A 13,716-nucleotide genomic window follows, 5' to 3' on the forward strand; every position below is an offset into this window, starting at 1 on the left:
CGTCAGCCGACGAACTCGACGTCGGAGGTCAGCCAGCGGCCGTGCTCCAGTACGAGATCGAGCTGCAGCCGATAGGTGCGGGCCTGGCCCCCCGGCGCGGCGGTGTTGGTCACCTTGCTGTCGGCGACGACCAGGACGCGGGCCGTGCGCTCGTCGGAACGCGTGATGCCCGCTTCGAGCACCTGCCCCTGCGAGACCGACTTGTTGGCCGCGACCAGCTTCGTCAGTTCGTTCGTCTGCGCGGAGAACTGCTCCTTGAAGTCACCGGTGGCGCCCTTCAGCACGTTCTCGCTGTCCTGCGCGTAGTGCCGGTAGTCCAGCGAGGTGAAGTTCAGCGCGGACTGCCGGGCGGCGGCCAGTATCTCCTGGTGCCGCTGCGCCTCGGCGCGCTGCTCGTACACCTGGACGCAGAGCCAGCCGCTCAGCGCCGTGGTCACCACCGTCGCCACCACGAGGGCCGCCGCCGTCGCTCTGCCCTGCCGGGCCGAGGCCGCCGTTCTGGTGCCGAGCAGGCGCAGCGAGCGCGTCAGGCGCGTGAGGATGCCCGCGTTCATGCCATAGGTCCGACGAGCAGCCATTGCCACGAGTCCTTTCCGAGCACGCTCTGTTCGCCGCCCGTCGAGCCGATCTCGACGAGCGTTCCGTCCGGACCGGCCACGATGCCGGTCTCGGGGTCGTACGGGGTGACATACGCCGCCCGGCCGGCCCCCGCCGAAGCCGTGGCACCGGGCACGTTCTGTGCGCCGCGGACCGAGGTGGCGCTGCCGCGCGGGGCCGCGCAGTGCGCGCCCGTGTTCGCGGGGCGCTCGGCGGTGTCCGCCGGGTCGCGCCGCTGGGTGCCGTATCCCTGGCGGCACGGCGGCGGATCGTCGGCTCCCGCGACCAGCCCGAAGTGGGTGGTGCCGTCGCCCGGGATCACGGTGGAGCTGCCCGCGACGACCACCGGGAAGGTCACCAGGGCCTGTTCCACGCCGGGCAGCCGGGCCACCGTGATCTGGCCGCCGCTGATCAGATTTCCCAGCAGTACGGGCAGATGGGTCTCGTTCGCCTTGAGCAGCGAGTTCAGCTCCTGCGCGGCAGGCGCCGCCGAGCCGATCAGCTTGCGCAGATCCCCGTCGCTCGATTTCAGCTCGGCGGTCAGGGCGGCAAGGTCGTGCGAGAAGGACTTGATGGCCGAGCCCTTGTCGACCTGCGTCTTGAGAACCGTGCGCGAGTCCTCGATCAGCGAGACGGTCTGCGGCAGGGACGCGGACGCCGACTCCACGAGACTGTTGCCCGAGTCGACAAGTCGGCTCAGATGCGGGCCGGTTCCGGCGAAGGCCTTGCCGAGCTCGTCGACCGTGATCCGCAGATCCTCTTTGCCCACGGAGTTGACCAGCCGGTCCAGACTCAGCACGACATCCGTGGTGGGCAGCGGCACCCGGGTGTCACCGCGGCCGATCACGCTGCCGTCCCGCAGAGAGGGGCCGTCGCTGTTCCGCGGCTGGAGGTCGACGTACTGCTCGCCGACCGCCGAACGGTTCGCCACCACCGCCAGCGTGTCGGCCGGTATCCGCACCCCGTCCTCGATGTCCAGCATCACCTGCACCCCGTCGGCACCCGCAAGCCGCAGCTCACCGACGCGGCCGACCGGCACCCCGCGATAGGTGACCTCCGCCCCCGGGAAGACGCCTCCGGACTCGGTGAATTCGGCGCGCACGGTGTAACCGCGGTCGAGGAGCATGTCCGCCAGGCCCGTGTACTGGGCGCCGACGTACGACACCCCGACGGCGGTGACCGTGGCGAAGGCGAGCAACTGGGCCTTGACCGTACGAGTGATCACGGCTGCATCCCCTTCAGCATGAGCTCGGCGAGGGCGGGGGAGACCCCGGCAGGAAAGCGTTCGGCGTCCCCGCCTCCGTAGGCGGCGTAACTGCCGGTGCACACCGGCGGGCACAGCGGATCCGTGTCGACCGGCGGGGGAGAAGGTGTCGTCGGCGCGCCCGGGACCTTGGGCAGCGAGGTGGGCAGCGGTACGCCGGGCAGCTCGGGCAGGTCCGGCAGCCCGGGTTTGTCCGGTGCGCCCGGCTTCTTTGGCTCCTCGGCGAGATTGCCGTAGATGCTCGCGAGATCGAGATCCGCGGTGATCCTGAGATTGACGTAGTCGCCCTTGATCGCGCCCGTCACATTGCGCGGGAACGGATACGTCGTCAGCAGCTCCAGCGCGTTCGGCAGATCACTGCCCGCCTTGTTCAACTGCGCCAGGATCGGCCGCAGACTGCGCAGATTGGCGACCAGGTCGGCCCGCGAGGCATTGACCACCTTGGTGCCCGCCGTGCCGAGCTTGGAGAGCGAGGTGAGCATCGCGGTCAGATTGCGGCGCTGGTCGGCCAGCACCTTCAGGGCGCCCGGCATGGTGTCGACCGCCGTGGCGATGGTCTTCTTCTCCCGCGCAAGTCGCCCCGCCAGCCGGTCGATGCCTTCGAGCGCGCGGACGATCTCCTTGCGCTGCCCGTCGAGGCCGCCGATGAAGGTGTCGAGCTCGCTCAGCAGGGACTTCACCCGGTTCTCCCGGCCCTCCAGGGCCTTGTTCAGCTCTGTGGTGACCGTCTTCAGCTGGGCCACCCCGCCGCCGTTGAGCAGCGCCGACAGCGCGGACAGCACCTCCTCGATCTCCGGGTTGCGCCCGCTGCGGGACAGCGGGATCCGGTCGCCGTCACCGAGCTTTCCCGCGGGGGCGCTGTCCACCGGGGCGGACAGCGCCACGTACTTCTCGCCGAGCATGCTCGTCTGGCGCAGCTCGGCGATCGCGTTGGCCGGCAGCTTCACCTTGCCGTCGACCCGCAGCCGCACCCGGGCGTGCCAGCCGGCCAGTTCCACCTTCTCGACCGCGCCCACGGTGACGTTGTTGACCTTCACGGCCGACTGCGGAACCAGATCGAGTACGTCCCGGAACTCGACGGTGACCCGGTAGGCGTTGCCGTCGTCGGCCGCGCCGCCGGGCAGCCCCACGTCGTACAGGCCGTTGAACTCGCAGCCGGTGAGCACGACCGAGCCCATCGCCGTCCACAGGGCCGCGGCCCTGCCCCCGCGCAGCACTCTGCTGAACCTCATGCACCGGCCTCCAGGATTCCGCCGAGCGTCCGGTCGACCGGTCCGGTGCCCGACACCGGTGCGGCGGTGGGCAGTTGGGGCAGCGTGTCGAAGAGCTGCCGGAGCTCCTTGCAGTCCGGGTTCTTGCCGCCCGCGTCCCCCGTGGTCCGCAGCAGCGAGCACAGCAGCGCGGCCGGATCCTGTGACTGGTTCAGGTTGTTACGGGTGTCGAGGGTGCCGGACGAGGGGTTGTAGGCGTTCTGCAGATTGGAGAGCCCGGCCGGTGCGACCTCCAGCAGTTCCGCCAGGGCGGCACGCTGGGTGACCAGCACTCGGGTGACCTTGCTGAGTCCCTTCACATCGGCGGTCAGCGCCTTCTTGTTGCCGCGAACGAACGCGGACACATCGCCGAGCGCAACCCCCAGATTCCGCAGCGCCGCCGCCAGGTCCTTGCGTTCGCCGGCGAGCTGGTCGGCCACCTGGGCGAGGCTGTCGTTGAACGACCGCACGTTCCTGTCGTCGGCGGCCAGCGCCGCGGTGAACACCTGCAGGTTGCGTACGGTGCCGAACAGGTCCTGCCTGCCGTCGGACAGGGTGGTGACCGCCAGCGACAGGTCCTCGACCGTCTGGTGGAGCTTGGCGCCCTGCCCGTCGAGGTTGTCCGCGCTCACCCCGAGCAGCCGGGACAGCGAGCCGTCCGCGTTGGCGCCCTTGGGGCCCAGCGCCTCGGCTGTCGTATGCAGGCTGTCGAAGACCCGGTCCAGCTCGACCGGCACGGCCGTGCGGCTCAGCGGAATGACCGCGCCGTCCTTCATCGCGGGCCCGCCGCGGTAGACGGGCAGCAGCTGGACGTAACGGTCGCTGACGACCGAGGAGTTGATGATCGCGGCCTGCGCGTCGGCGGGGATCCTGCGACCGGGCTCGTACTCCAGCTCCACCCGCACCCGGCCGCCCTCCGGCGTGATCTTCCCGACCTCGCCGACGCGGACGCCGAGGACGCGCACGTCCGAGCCGGGGTGGATGCCGACGGTGCGCGGGAAGTACGCGGTGACATGGACCGGGGACGAGCGCGGCCACAGGACGACCGCCGCCGTGCCCGCGACGAGCGCGAACGCCAGGGCCAGTGCCACGCGCCGGGTGAGGCGTCCTCTCCAAACGAGCCGGGCGTTCATCGCGAGCCTCCCGTCCGCGGAACCACCGGAGTGGCGACCATGTTCTGGATGTAGCTGTCGAACCACCGCCCGTTGCCAAGGGTGTTGGTGAACACGCGCACATACGGCGCGAGCAGCTTGATGCTGCGGTCGAGGCTCGCCTGGTTGCGTTCGAGCATGGCGACCACCGAGCCCAGGCCCTTGAGCGCCGGGCCGATCTGCTTGCGGTTGTCCTGCACCAGGCCCGAGAGCTGGACGCCCAGTGCGGCCGAGCTCTTGAGCAGCGAGTGGATCGCCGCCCGCCGCGCGGCGATCTCCTTGAAGAGTTTGTCGCCGTCCTTGACCAGTACGGCGAACTCGTCGGAGCGGTCCTTCAGCACGCCGGTGACCCCGTTGGCGTGATCGAGGAGTTCCCGAAGCGACTGATCGCGGGAGGCCACCGTCCGGGAGATCTTCGACAGACCCTTGATGGACGCCCGTACCTCGGCGGGCGAATCCTCGAAGGTGGTGGAGATGGTGTCGAGCGCCTTCGCCAGCCGGGCGGTGTCCACCTTCTCCGTGGTGGTTGTCAGATCGCTGAACGCCGCCACGACGTCGTACGCCGGAGTTGTCCGGTTGAGCGGGATCTCGCTGCCGGGCCGCAGCTGCCCGGATCCCTTCGGCTGCAGCGCGAGGTACTTCGCGCCCAGGATCGTCTTGACCCTGATGGCGGCCCCGGTCCGGGTGCCGAACTCCGGCTCGCCCTTGATCCGGAAGGTGACCTTCACGTGGTCACCGTCCAGGTCGACCTCGTCGACCTTGCCCACCTTGACCCCCGCGATCCGCACCTCGTCGCCGGGCTTGAGGCCGCCCGCCTCGGAGAAGGCCGCGCTGTAGGTCTCGCCGTCGCCGATCAGCGGCAGGCTGTCGGCGTTGAACGCGGCCAGTGCCAGCAGCGCGAGCGTGGTGACGCCCACGGCTCCGATCACCACAGGATTTCTCTCACGGAACGGGATCATGAGCACCTCGCCCGGGCGACATGGAGCTCGGGGGTGATGACCTCTTTGGTCTTCGGCAGCACGATCCGGCCGTCGAAGTCGCAGAGGTAGAAGTTGAACCAGGAGCCGTACGAGGCGGTCCCCGTCAGCTTGTTGAGCTTGTTCGGCAGCCGTTTCAGCACGCCCTCCACGGTCTTCTCGTTCTCGTTCAGCGTTCCGGTGAGCTCTCTCAGCCCGGCGATGTCGTCACGCAGCGGCGGCCGGGCGTCCTGGAGCAGACCCGAGGTGGCCTCGGTCAGCCCGTCGATGCCCGCCAGCGAGGCACCGATCGGCTTGCGGTCGGCGGACAGACCGGAGATCAGCCGCTGCAGCTGCTTGAGCAGCCCGGAGAAGCGGGCATCGCGCTTGTCCAGGGTCCCCAGCACCGTGTTGAGGTTGTCGATCACGGAGCCGATCAGCTCGTCGCGGTCGGCGATCGTCGTGGTGAGCGACGCGGTGTGGGCGAGCAGGCTGCCCACCGTCCCGCCCTCGCCCTGCAGGGTCTTGATGATCTCGGTGGCGAGCTGGTTGACGTCATCGGGGCTCAGCGCCGCGAACAGCGGCTTGAACCCGCCGAGCAGAGCGTTGAGATCGAGCGCGGGCTTCGTCCGGGACAGCGGGATCACTCCGCCCGCCTCAAGCCGTGTGCCGTCGCCCGCGCCTTCGGTCAGCGCGACATAGCGCGAGCCAACCAGGCTCCGGTAGCGGATGACGGCGCCGGTGCTCGCCAGCAGCGGCCGGTCATGGGCGACGGTGAACGTCACCTCGGCGAGTGTGCGGTCCTTGATCGCGATGTCCCGGACCTCACCGACACGTACTCCGGCGACCCTGATGTCGTCGCCCTCCTCCAGGCTGGTGACATCGCTGAACACCGCCCGGTAGGTGTCCTCCGGTGTAAAGCTGATGTTGACGATGGTCGCCGCGAGCAGCGCGGTGGCCAGCACCGTCACCACGGCGAACACACTGAACTTGACCAGCGGCGCCATGGCCGCCGTGGCACGTGCCCTCCTCATGCGACACTCACCGCCGTTCCGCGGGCCATCGGTCCGAACAGCAGCGTCGTGACCGCGGGCACACGGTCGGCCGGCACCCCGAGGACGGGGGCCACGAGCGAGCCGACGGCACGCTGCTCGGCCGCGGTCGCCGACACCCCGGCTCCGCCGGGCAGCCCGCCCGCGCCCGTCCGCTTCGTACCGTCGTCGAGATGGACCTCCGGTGCCGGGACACGGGGGCTGGGCAGACCTCTGCAGTCGGGTCCTGAGTGCTCTGCATAGCGCGGTTCCTCACCGGGTCGGTACGCGGGCCGGGGACGGACGAATTCGAGCGTGATGCGCATCTCCCCGCCCGCGAACGCCTTTTCGGATGCCGCCTCCTGGCGCACCAGGCCGTCGAGGAGGCAGGGGTACTCGGGGGAGTAGCGGGCGAACAGCGCCAGGGTCGGCCGGGAGACCCGGCCGAGCGTGATCAGCCGGTCGCCGTTGTCGTCGAAGAACTTCTCCGCGGTGCCCGCGACCGTGGTGGTCGCCTTCAGGGCCTCGGCCAGCCGGTCCTGCTGCTCGACGAGCGTGCGGCTTGTGGTGACGGAGTTGCGCAGGATCCGCATCAGATCGGGTGCCGCGTCGCCGTACACCTCGGCCACATCGGCGAAGCGCGCGATGTCCTCCTTGATGGACGGCATATGGGGGTTGAGCTCGCGCAAATACCCTTCGACGCGGGTCAGATTGGCGCCGATGCGATCGCCGCGCCCTTCCAGGGCGGTGGCGAACGCGGACAGGGTGGCGTTGAGCTCCGCGGGCCGTACGGTGCGCAGCAGCGGCAGCAGGTCGTTGAGCAACTGCTGCACCTCGATACCGACCGTGGTGCGGTCCTGCGTGATGACATCACCGCCGCGGATGGGCCGGACGCCGGAACTGCGCGGCGCCACCAGCTCGACGAACTTCTCCCCGAACAGCGTCTTGGGCAGCAGCCGGGCGTGCACATCGGCCGGGATCCGCGCGACATGCTCCGGTTTGAGTGCGATGTCGACGGTCGCCTTGCTGCCGTCGGCCCGCACCGCGCGCACCTCGCCGACCAGCAGCCCGCGCAGCTTGACGTCGGCCCGGGGATCCAGCTGGTTGCCCAGCGTGTCGGCCTCCAGCGTGATGCGTACGACCGAGGTGAACACCTGCTGGTACACGGCCACGGACAACGACAGCAACAGCCCCATCACCACGATGAAGGCGACGCCGTACAGCTTCAGTCGGACGGTCCGCACCGGCCCTACCCCGCAATCCGTACGGTCGTGTTGGCGCCCCAGATCGCCAGACTGAGGAAGAAGTCGAGGATGTTGATGGCGACGATCGAGGTGCGCACCGCACGGCCAACGGCGACACCCACGCCCGCCGGGCCGCCGCTCGCGTAGTAGCCGTAGTAGCAGTGCACAAGGATGATCACGACGGCGAAGACGATCACCTTGCCGAAGGACCACAGCACATCGACCGGCGGCAGATACTGCTGGAAGTAGTGGTCGTAGGTGCCGGTCGACTGCCCGTAGTAGCCGGTCGTGATGGTGCGCGCGGCGAAGTACGAGGACAGCAGCCCGATCACATACAGCGGGATCACGGCGACAAAGCCGGCGATCATCCGGGTGGTCACCAGGAAAGGCAGCGAGGGAACGCCCATCACCTCCAGGGCGTCGGTCTCCTCGCTGATCCGCATCGCGCCGAGCTGCGCGGTGAATCCGGCACCGACCGTCGCGGACAGGGCGAGACCCGCCACCAGCGGTGCGATCTCACGGGTGTTGAAGTACGCCGAGAGGAACGCCACGAAGTTCGACGTGCCCAGCTGGTTCAGGGCCGCGTAGCCCTGCAGGCCGACCTCGGTACCGGTGAAGAAGGACAGGAAGGCGATGACACCGACCGTGCCGCCGACGACCGCCAGCGCACCGCGGCCGAAGCTCACCTCCGCGAGCAGCCGCAGGGTCTCCTTCTTGTAGCGGCGCAGGGTCCGGCCGGTCCATGCCAGTGAGCGCCCGTAGAAGGTCAGTTGGGTGCCCAGTTCATCGAGCCAGTGCGTGAGCGCCATCCTCATCCCCTCTGCGGCACGATCTGGAAGTAGGCGGCCGTCATCACGAAGTTGGTGACGAACAGCAGCATGAAAGTGATCACGACCGACTGGTTGACGGCGTCGCCGACACCCTTCGGGCCGCCCTTGGCGGTGAGCCCCTTGTACGAGGCGACGATCGCGGCGATGGCGCCGAACACCAGGGCCTTCAGCTCGGCCGCCCACAGGTCCGACAGCTGGGCGAGGGTGGTGAAGGAGGCGAGATAGGCGCCGGGTGTGCCGTTCTGCAGGACCACGTTGAAGAAGTAGCCGCCGGCCACGCCGACGACCGAGACCAGCCCGTTGAGCAGCACCGCCACCAGCATCGTCGCCAGCACCCGCGGTACGACGAGCCGGTGGATGGGGTCGATGCCCAGCACCTGCATCGCGTCGATCTCCTCGCGGATCTTCCGCGCCCCGAGGTCCGCGCAGATCGCGGTGCCTCCCGCCCCGGCGATCAGCAGCGCGGTCACGATCGGCGAGGCCTCGCGCAGCACCGCCAGGACGGACGCGGCACCGGCGAAGGACTGCGCGCCCAGCTGCCGGGTCAGGCTGCCGATCTGCAGCGCGATCACGGCGCCGAAGGGAATGGAAACCAGCGCGGTCGGCAGGATCGTGACGCTGGCGATGAACCAGGCCTGCTGGATGAACTCCCGTGCCTGGAAGGGGCGTTTGGGTATCGTCCGCAGGACGTCGAGACCCATTGCGAAGAGGTTGCCCGTGTGCCTGAGGGCTCCGGTGGGCGACAGGCTCATACGTCCGCCCCCCTTCCGCGCACCGCGGCACGCATCTGTCGCAGCGCCTCGCGCTCGGCGATCGCCTCCCAGCGCGGCGGACGGGTGATCCCCGCGGTGGGCAGAAGGCGCGGCGTCAGCTCGGGCAGGCCTTGCGGTACGGGGTCGGCGGCATCGCCGAGCTGTGCCAGCTCCTGCTCGACCTGGGCCGCGTCCTTCTCCTCGGCCATGCCGATCGGACCTTGCATCCGGCCGTTGAGGAACTGCCGTACCACCGGCTCCTCGCTGGTCAGCAGCTTCTCCCGGGGGCCGAACATCACCAGTTCGCGGCGGAAGAGCAGCCCGATGTTGTCCGGGACCTGCCGTGCGGAGGCGATGTCGTGGGTGACGATCAGAAAGGTCGCGTCGATCTGCGCGTTGAGGTCGACGATCAGCTGGTTGAGATAGGCCACCCGGACCGGGTCGAGCCCCGAGTCCGGCTCGTCGAAGAGGATGATCTCCGGATCGAGCACCAGCGCCCGGGCGAGTCCCGCCCGTTTGCGCATCCCGCCGGATATCTCGCCGGGCAGCTTCTCCTCGGCGCCGATCAGGCCGACCATGTCCATCTTCTCGAGCACGATCCGTCTGATCGCGCTCTCCGGTTTGCGGGTGTGCTCACGCAGCGGGAAGGCGATGTTGTCGTAGAGGTTCATGGACCCGAACAGCGCGCCGTCCTGGAACAGCACGCCGAACAGCTTCCGCACCTCGTACAGGTCGTGTTCGCGCAGGGCGGTGATGTCGGTTCCCGCGATCCGGATCGACCCGCGTTCGGGCCTGAGCAGCCCGACGAGCGTCTTGAGGAACACCGACTTGCCCGTGCCCGAAGGGCCGAGCATCACCGAGACCTCGCCGGCGGGCAGCGTCAGCGAAACGTCCTGCCAGATGACCTGGTGGCCGAAGGACTTGGTCAGTCCTTCCACACAGATCTCGACACCCATCCGGTTCACCCTTCAGCCGTGGAGCAGCTCCGACATCTGCTCTACGGGGAGGGGCGGCCGGTCCGTCGCTGCGGGCCGAAGAATTTTTCCGGGAGGTTTCCTACGGGTGAGGAACGGGCGACGCGGCGTCCGACATGTCCACGGGAAGGTCCCCGGTGGGAAGGTCCTGCGTGGGCAGGGACGCCGACGGCAGCGACGTCGATGGCACGGACGGCACGGACGCGGACGGCAAGGGTGCCGACGGCAGGCCGGACAGGCCGGGTAGGGGAATCTCCGGCACCTTGGGCACCCCCGGGACGTCCGGAACCGCCGGAGCGGTCAGCGGCAGCGGCGGCAGAGGGGGCAGCGAAACCCCCGGCAGGGACGTGAGCAAGGGGCCGCCGGAAGGCCGCCCGGTGTCCGTATCGGCCCGCGGCGAGGCGGTGGGAGCGGGCGCGGTCGGCGCAGGGCCACCGCCCGACTCCCGCGCATCCCCTGCCTGTGACACCGCCGGGGACGCAGGACGCGGCGAGCCGGGCCCGTCGCTCTCGTGGACGTGCGGCAGCAGGATCAGGCCCGCGAACGCCAGCGTTGCCGCCGTCGAGGCCACCACCATCGCCTGGGCATGCCCGCCGCGCGGGCGGCCGTGCCCGATCAGCCACAGGGCGCCGCCCAGCGTGGCGGCCAGCGAATGGCGCAGGGTCCGACGCGCCCGCGCAAGCAGCGACTCGACCGTCCGGTAGCTCAGCCCCATCTTCACGGCGACCTGGCCCACATCCAGGTCCTCGGACTTCAGCCACAGGGCCTCGGCCTGGCGGGCGGGCAGCTCACCGCTCCGTACCGCGAGCCATCGGGCCTCGGCGCGGTCGCAGACCGCCTCCTCGACCGGCACCGGGACCGGTGTCAGGAGCGTCGGCTGGCTGCGCACCTCGCTCTCCCGGTTGACCTGCCGGTAGCGGTCCACGCACAGCCGCATCGTCACCGTCGTCAGCCATGCGCCGAGCCGCTCGTCGTCCAGTTCCGGGTGCTCGGCGGCGCGCAGCATCGCCTCGTGTACGGCGTCCTCGGCGTCCTCCAGACTCATGGACCTGCGCCGGGCCACCTTGAGCAGCTGCTCGCGGTGGCTCCAGGCGCGCTGCCACCGGTCGTCGGCCTCGTCTGTGTCCGTCGCCATGAGGGCCCCTTCGCGCTCACCCGGCCGGGCAGGTGCAGAGGCCCGGCGCGGGGGAGATTACCGCCCGGTATCCGGGCTTGTGGAGGGGGAGGCGCGCATCGATTCCGTTCCGTTGCTGGTCAGCCCGCCGAGCCCGGGCAGCTCGCCGATGGGGTTCGGGACCGTCGGCAGCGGCAACGAGGGCACCGTGGCGGGTCCGCCGCTCTTCGACGGCGAGGGTGAAGGGGCGGGCGTGGGCGAGGAGTTGGGCGCTGCGGACGCGCCCGCCGGGTGGGCGGGAGCCGCCGCGGACGCAGCCGGCCGTGGTTGCGTGGGGGCCTTCGGCTTCGGGCGGACCGCCGGTCCGGCACCCTGGTCCGGCACGACCCGGTGGCCTTCGAGGTAGTACGTGAACCACGCCCTGACCGTGCGCAGATACGCACCGGAGCGGTTGTAGCCGAGAATCGCGCGGTCCAGGTCCGCCGCCCGGGAGAGATCGCGCCCGCCCGCGCACAGGTAGTGCCCCGCCGCGAGCGCCGCGTCGTAGATGTTGCCCGGATCGCTGTGTCCGTCGCGGTTGCCGTCGGCGCCCCAGACGTCCCAGGTCGAGGGGATGAACTGCATCGGGCCGACAGCACGGTCGTACGAGGAGTCCCCGTCGTACAGCCCGCCGTCGGTGTCCCTGATGACGGCGAACCCCTTGCCGTCCAGACGCGGGCCGAGGATCGGGGTGAGCGTCGTGCCGTCCGCCCGCACCCGGCCGCCGCGCGCCTGCCCGGACTCGACCTGCCCGATCGCGGCGAGCAGCTGCCAGCGCAGACGGCACCCCGGCCTGCTGTCCGCGAGCTCGTCCTCGGCCTGCCGGTAGGCGGCCAGGACGGTGGCGGGCAGCGCCCCGCCGACCGGTGCGCCGCTCTCGGTGTCGTGTGCCGCGCCGCGCGCCCGCAGGGGTGGAAGCTCGGTGCGGTACGGGGTGTCTCCGGAGACGCTCGGCCCGGGCGGTACCGGGCGAACCCTCGGGGCCGGTGCGTGCGCCGCCGTTCCCGGTGCCTGTGATGCGGTCAGTGCCGCCATGGCCGCCGTGACGACCACGCTCGCGTGGACACCTCTGCGCTTGCGCCCTGTCATGATGCAGACCCCTCCCAGTACCGCTGCTCTGCGCCCCGTTCACCTGCTCTACGCGGCAGCGGCGTCCGTCCGTCGCGACGTGTCGTACCTTTTCCGGAGCTTTTCGGGAGCTGTTCCGGCCCGGGAGGCCGACGACTGCGCCGAAGTGCGCGGCTAACGTGGGGGCATGGTGCGACTGAGAGTGGAGTTCACGACCGAGCCGTTCGACCTGGACGAGCCGCCGGCGCACGCGCTGGCCGTCCGCGAGGTCGTCCAGAGCGCGGATCTGGACAAGGTGGATGTGGGCCCCTTCGGCAATACGGCCGAGGGCGGCGCCGACGAGGTGCTGAGCGCGGTCGACATGCTGCTGCGCAAGGCTCTGGCCGCCGGGGCCACCCGGGTCTCGCTGCAGGTCAACGTGGTGGAGGGCGAGGCATGACCGAGCCCGCCGACCACGCACTCGCACAGGCCGTCAAGCCGCTCGTGGACGCCATGGGGGGCGAGCTGCTCGCGCCTGGTGAGGCCCGCGAGGACGATGTCGTACTCAGCTGGGAGGGCGAGGAGGTCCTCGCCGTACGACTCCCGCAGCTCGCGGACTCTCTCGACCACATCCTGGCCGCCATGGAGCGCCGGCACGGCATGCCGCTGTCTGAGCTGGACCGCAAGACCAAGCAGCTCGTCGTGCGAACCCTGGAGGCGCGCGGCGCGTTCTCGGTACGGCACGGTGTGGAGACGGTGGCCGGTGCGCTCGGCGTCAGCCGATTCACCGTCTACAACTACCTGAACCGGGAAACAAAGACGCGGGCGGAGAGCCCGTAGGCGGCCGTCGGTTTCCCCCGGGAGCCGACCGTCCTACAAATTCGCGTGCATCTCTTCCGGTTTCCACTCAAGGCATTTGCAGGAACTCCATGACGGAGTTTCATTCTGCTGGTCCGGCGACGGAATGTTCTCGGCTGCCGGCGGCGCGGGCAATGGTTCCACGGGGAAAGTGGTCTGCGCTGCGAGAACTGCCCTCAGACGTCGGCGGCGTTCCAGCTCTTGCAGGTCCGTGCGCCACATCCGGCCGGCCGGAGGCGGAGACATGGCCGCCAGTACGGTGCACACCGCACCGAAGATCAGAGCGGTCCACAGCAGGATGTCTTTCACAACAGTTCTCTCCCATGTGAGGGCATGCTGAGAGGCGAATTGCCTTTACGGGGTGGCAGGGGCGGGCATCGGCCGCCTGCTCGGCGTCTTCTGGGCGCCGGTTTTGCGATGACATCCACATAACGCCTTGGTCTATGCCAAGTTACGTGAGGGCTGTGCGATGTGGGCCGTTAGGGGTAGTTCCTATTTATGGTCCGGTGGGCGGCATTTATTAATGTCCGTCCGTACGATGCCCGGCGCGGCTCCCTGCCCGCCGTCATGAGCTGGACATGTCAGCCATGCCCGCCCGGCGGTTCTGTG

General features: G+C 69.8%; 15 protein-coding genes. 2 read left to right on the plus strand and 13 right to left on the minus strand.

Going from position 1 to position 13,716, the window contains the following annotated elements; genetic code table 11:
* Positions 1-2 precede the first annotated feature (2 nt).
* The 12 genes from OOK40_RS18300 to OOK40_RS18355 form a co-directional block, all read right to left on the minus strand.
* On the minus strand, positions 3-578 hold the full coding sequence (locus tag OOK40_RS18300; protein ID WP_266482666.1) for a hypothetical protein: 576 nt from the start codon (positions 576-578) through the stop codon (positions 3-5).
* On the minus strand, positions 551-1,822 hold the full coding sequence (locus OOK40_RS18305) for an MCE family protein (protein ID WP_266482668.1): 1,272 nt from the start codon (positions 1,820-1,822) through the stop codon (positions 551-553). Before OOK40_RS18305 ends, OOK40_RS18300 begins: the two co-directional genes overlap by 28 nt.
* A complete protein-coding gene (locus OOK40_RS18310; protein ID WP_266482671.1) occupies positions 1,819-3,093 on the minus strand; it encodes an MCE family protein in 1,275 nt (424 codons plus the stop codon). The genes OOK40_RS18305 and OOK40_RS18310 overlap by 4 nt, the downstream gene beginning before the upstream one ends.
* Positions 3,090-4,244 carry an MCE family protein gene (locus tag OOK40_RS18315; protein WP_266482674.1) on the minus strand — a complete coding sequence of 385 codons (1,155 nt, stop codon included), beginning with the start codon at positions 4,242-4,244 and terminating at the stop codon, positions 3,090-3,092. The genes OOK40_RS18310 and OOK40_RS18315 overlap by 4 nt, the downstream gene beginning before the upstream one ends.
* Positions 4,241-5,221: an MCE family protein gene (locus tag OOK40_RS18320; protein WP_266482676.1), complete on the minus strand. Its 981-nt coding sequence runs from the start codon at positions 5,219-5,221 to the stop codon at positions 4,241-4,243. Before OOK40_RS18320 ends, OOK40_RS18315 begins: the two co-directional genes overlap by 4 nt.
* Positions 5,218-6,252 carry an MCE family protein gene (locus tag OOK40_RS18325; RefSeq protein ID WP_266482679.1) on the minus strand — a complete coding sequence of 345 codons (1,035 nt, stop codon included), beginning with the start codon at positions 6,250-6,252 and terminating at the stop codon, positions 5,218-5,220. Before OOK40_RS18325 ends, OOK40_RS18320 begins: the two co-directional genes overlap by 4 nt.
* The gene (locus tag OOK40_RS18330; RefSeq protein WP_266482682.1) at positions 6,249-7,493 is read right to left on the minus strand and encodes an MCE family protein; all 1,245 of its coding nucleotides are present in this window, start codon (positions 7,491-7,493) and stop codon (positions 6,249-6,251) included. The genes OOK40_RS18325 and OOK40_RS18330 overlap by 4 nt, the downstream gene beginning before the upstream one ends.
* Positions 7,494-7,498: 5 nt before the next feature.
* Complete coding sequence (locus OOK40_RS18335) at positions 7,499-8,302, minus strand: ABC transporter permease (RefSeq protein WP_266482685.1); 804 nt, start codon at positions 8,300-8,302, stop codon at positions 7,499-7,501.
* Between the two features lie 2 nt (positions 8,303-8,304).
* Positions 8,305-9,075: an ABC transporter permease gene (locus OOK40_RS18340; protein WP_266482687.1), complete on the minus strand. Its 771-nt coding sequence runs from the start codon at positions 9,073-9,075 to the stop codon at positions 8,305-8,307.
* Positions 9,072-10,031, minus strand: a complete 960-nt coding sequence (locus OOK40_RS18345) for an ABC transporter ATP-binding protein (RefSeq protein WP_266482690.1) — start codon at positions 10,029-10,031, stop codon at positions 9,072-9,074. The genes OOK40_RS18340 and OOK40_RS18345 overlap by 4 nt, the downstream gene beginning before the upstream one ends.
* A gap of 100 nt (positions 10,032-10,131) precedes the next feature.
* Entirely contained in the window at positions 10,132-11,184 is a 1,053-nt protein-coding gene (locus tag OOK40_RS18350) for an RNA polymerase sigma factor (RefSeq protein ID WP_266482692.1), read from the minus strand.
* Between the two features lie 57 nt (positions 11,185-11,241).
* Positions 11,242-12,291, minus strand: a complete 1,050-nt coding sequence (locus OOK40_RS18355; RefSeq protein WP_266482695.1) for a lytic transglycosylase domain-containing protein — start codon at positions 12,289-12,291, stop codon at positions 11,242-11,244.
* 169 nt (positions 12,292-12,460) lie between these two features.
* Here OOK40_RS18355 and OOK40_RS18360 point away from each other — a divergent pair, with 169 nt between their 5' ends.
* Positions 12,461-12,709 carry a hypothetical protein gene (locus tag OOK40_RS18360; protein WP_266484407.1) on the plus strand — a complete coding sequence of 83 codons (249 nt, stop codon included), beginning with the start codon at positions 12,461-12,463 and terminating at the stop codon, positions 12,707-12,709.
* Positions 12,706-13,089, plus strand: coding sequence for a helix-turn-helix domain-containing protein (locus tag OOK40_RS18365; protein ID WP_266482699.1), 384 nt, complete (start codon positions 12,706-12,708; stop codon positions 13,087-13,089). The genes OOK40_RS18360 and OOK40_RS18365 overlap by 4 nt, the downstream gene beginning before the upstream one ends.
* A gap of 33 nt (positions 13,090-13,122) precedes the next feature.
* Here OOK40_RS18365 and OOK40_RS18370 read toward each other — a convergent pair whose 3' ends face one another.
* Positions 13,123-13,416 carry a hypothetical protein gene (locus OOK40_RS18370; protein ID WP_266482702.1) on the minus strand — a complete coding sequence of 98 codons (294 nt, stop codon included), beginning with the start codon at positions 13,414-13,416 and terminating at the stop codon, positions 13,123-13,125.
* Positions 13,417-13,716: the final 300 nt, after the last annotated feature.

This window comes from Streptomyces sp. NBC_01481 (assembly GCF_026339995.1).
Lineage (GTDB): Bacteria > Actinomycetota > Actinomycetes > Streptomycetales > Streptomycetaceae > Streptomyces.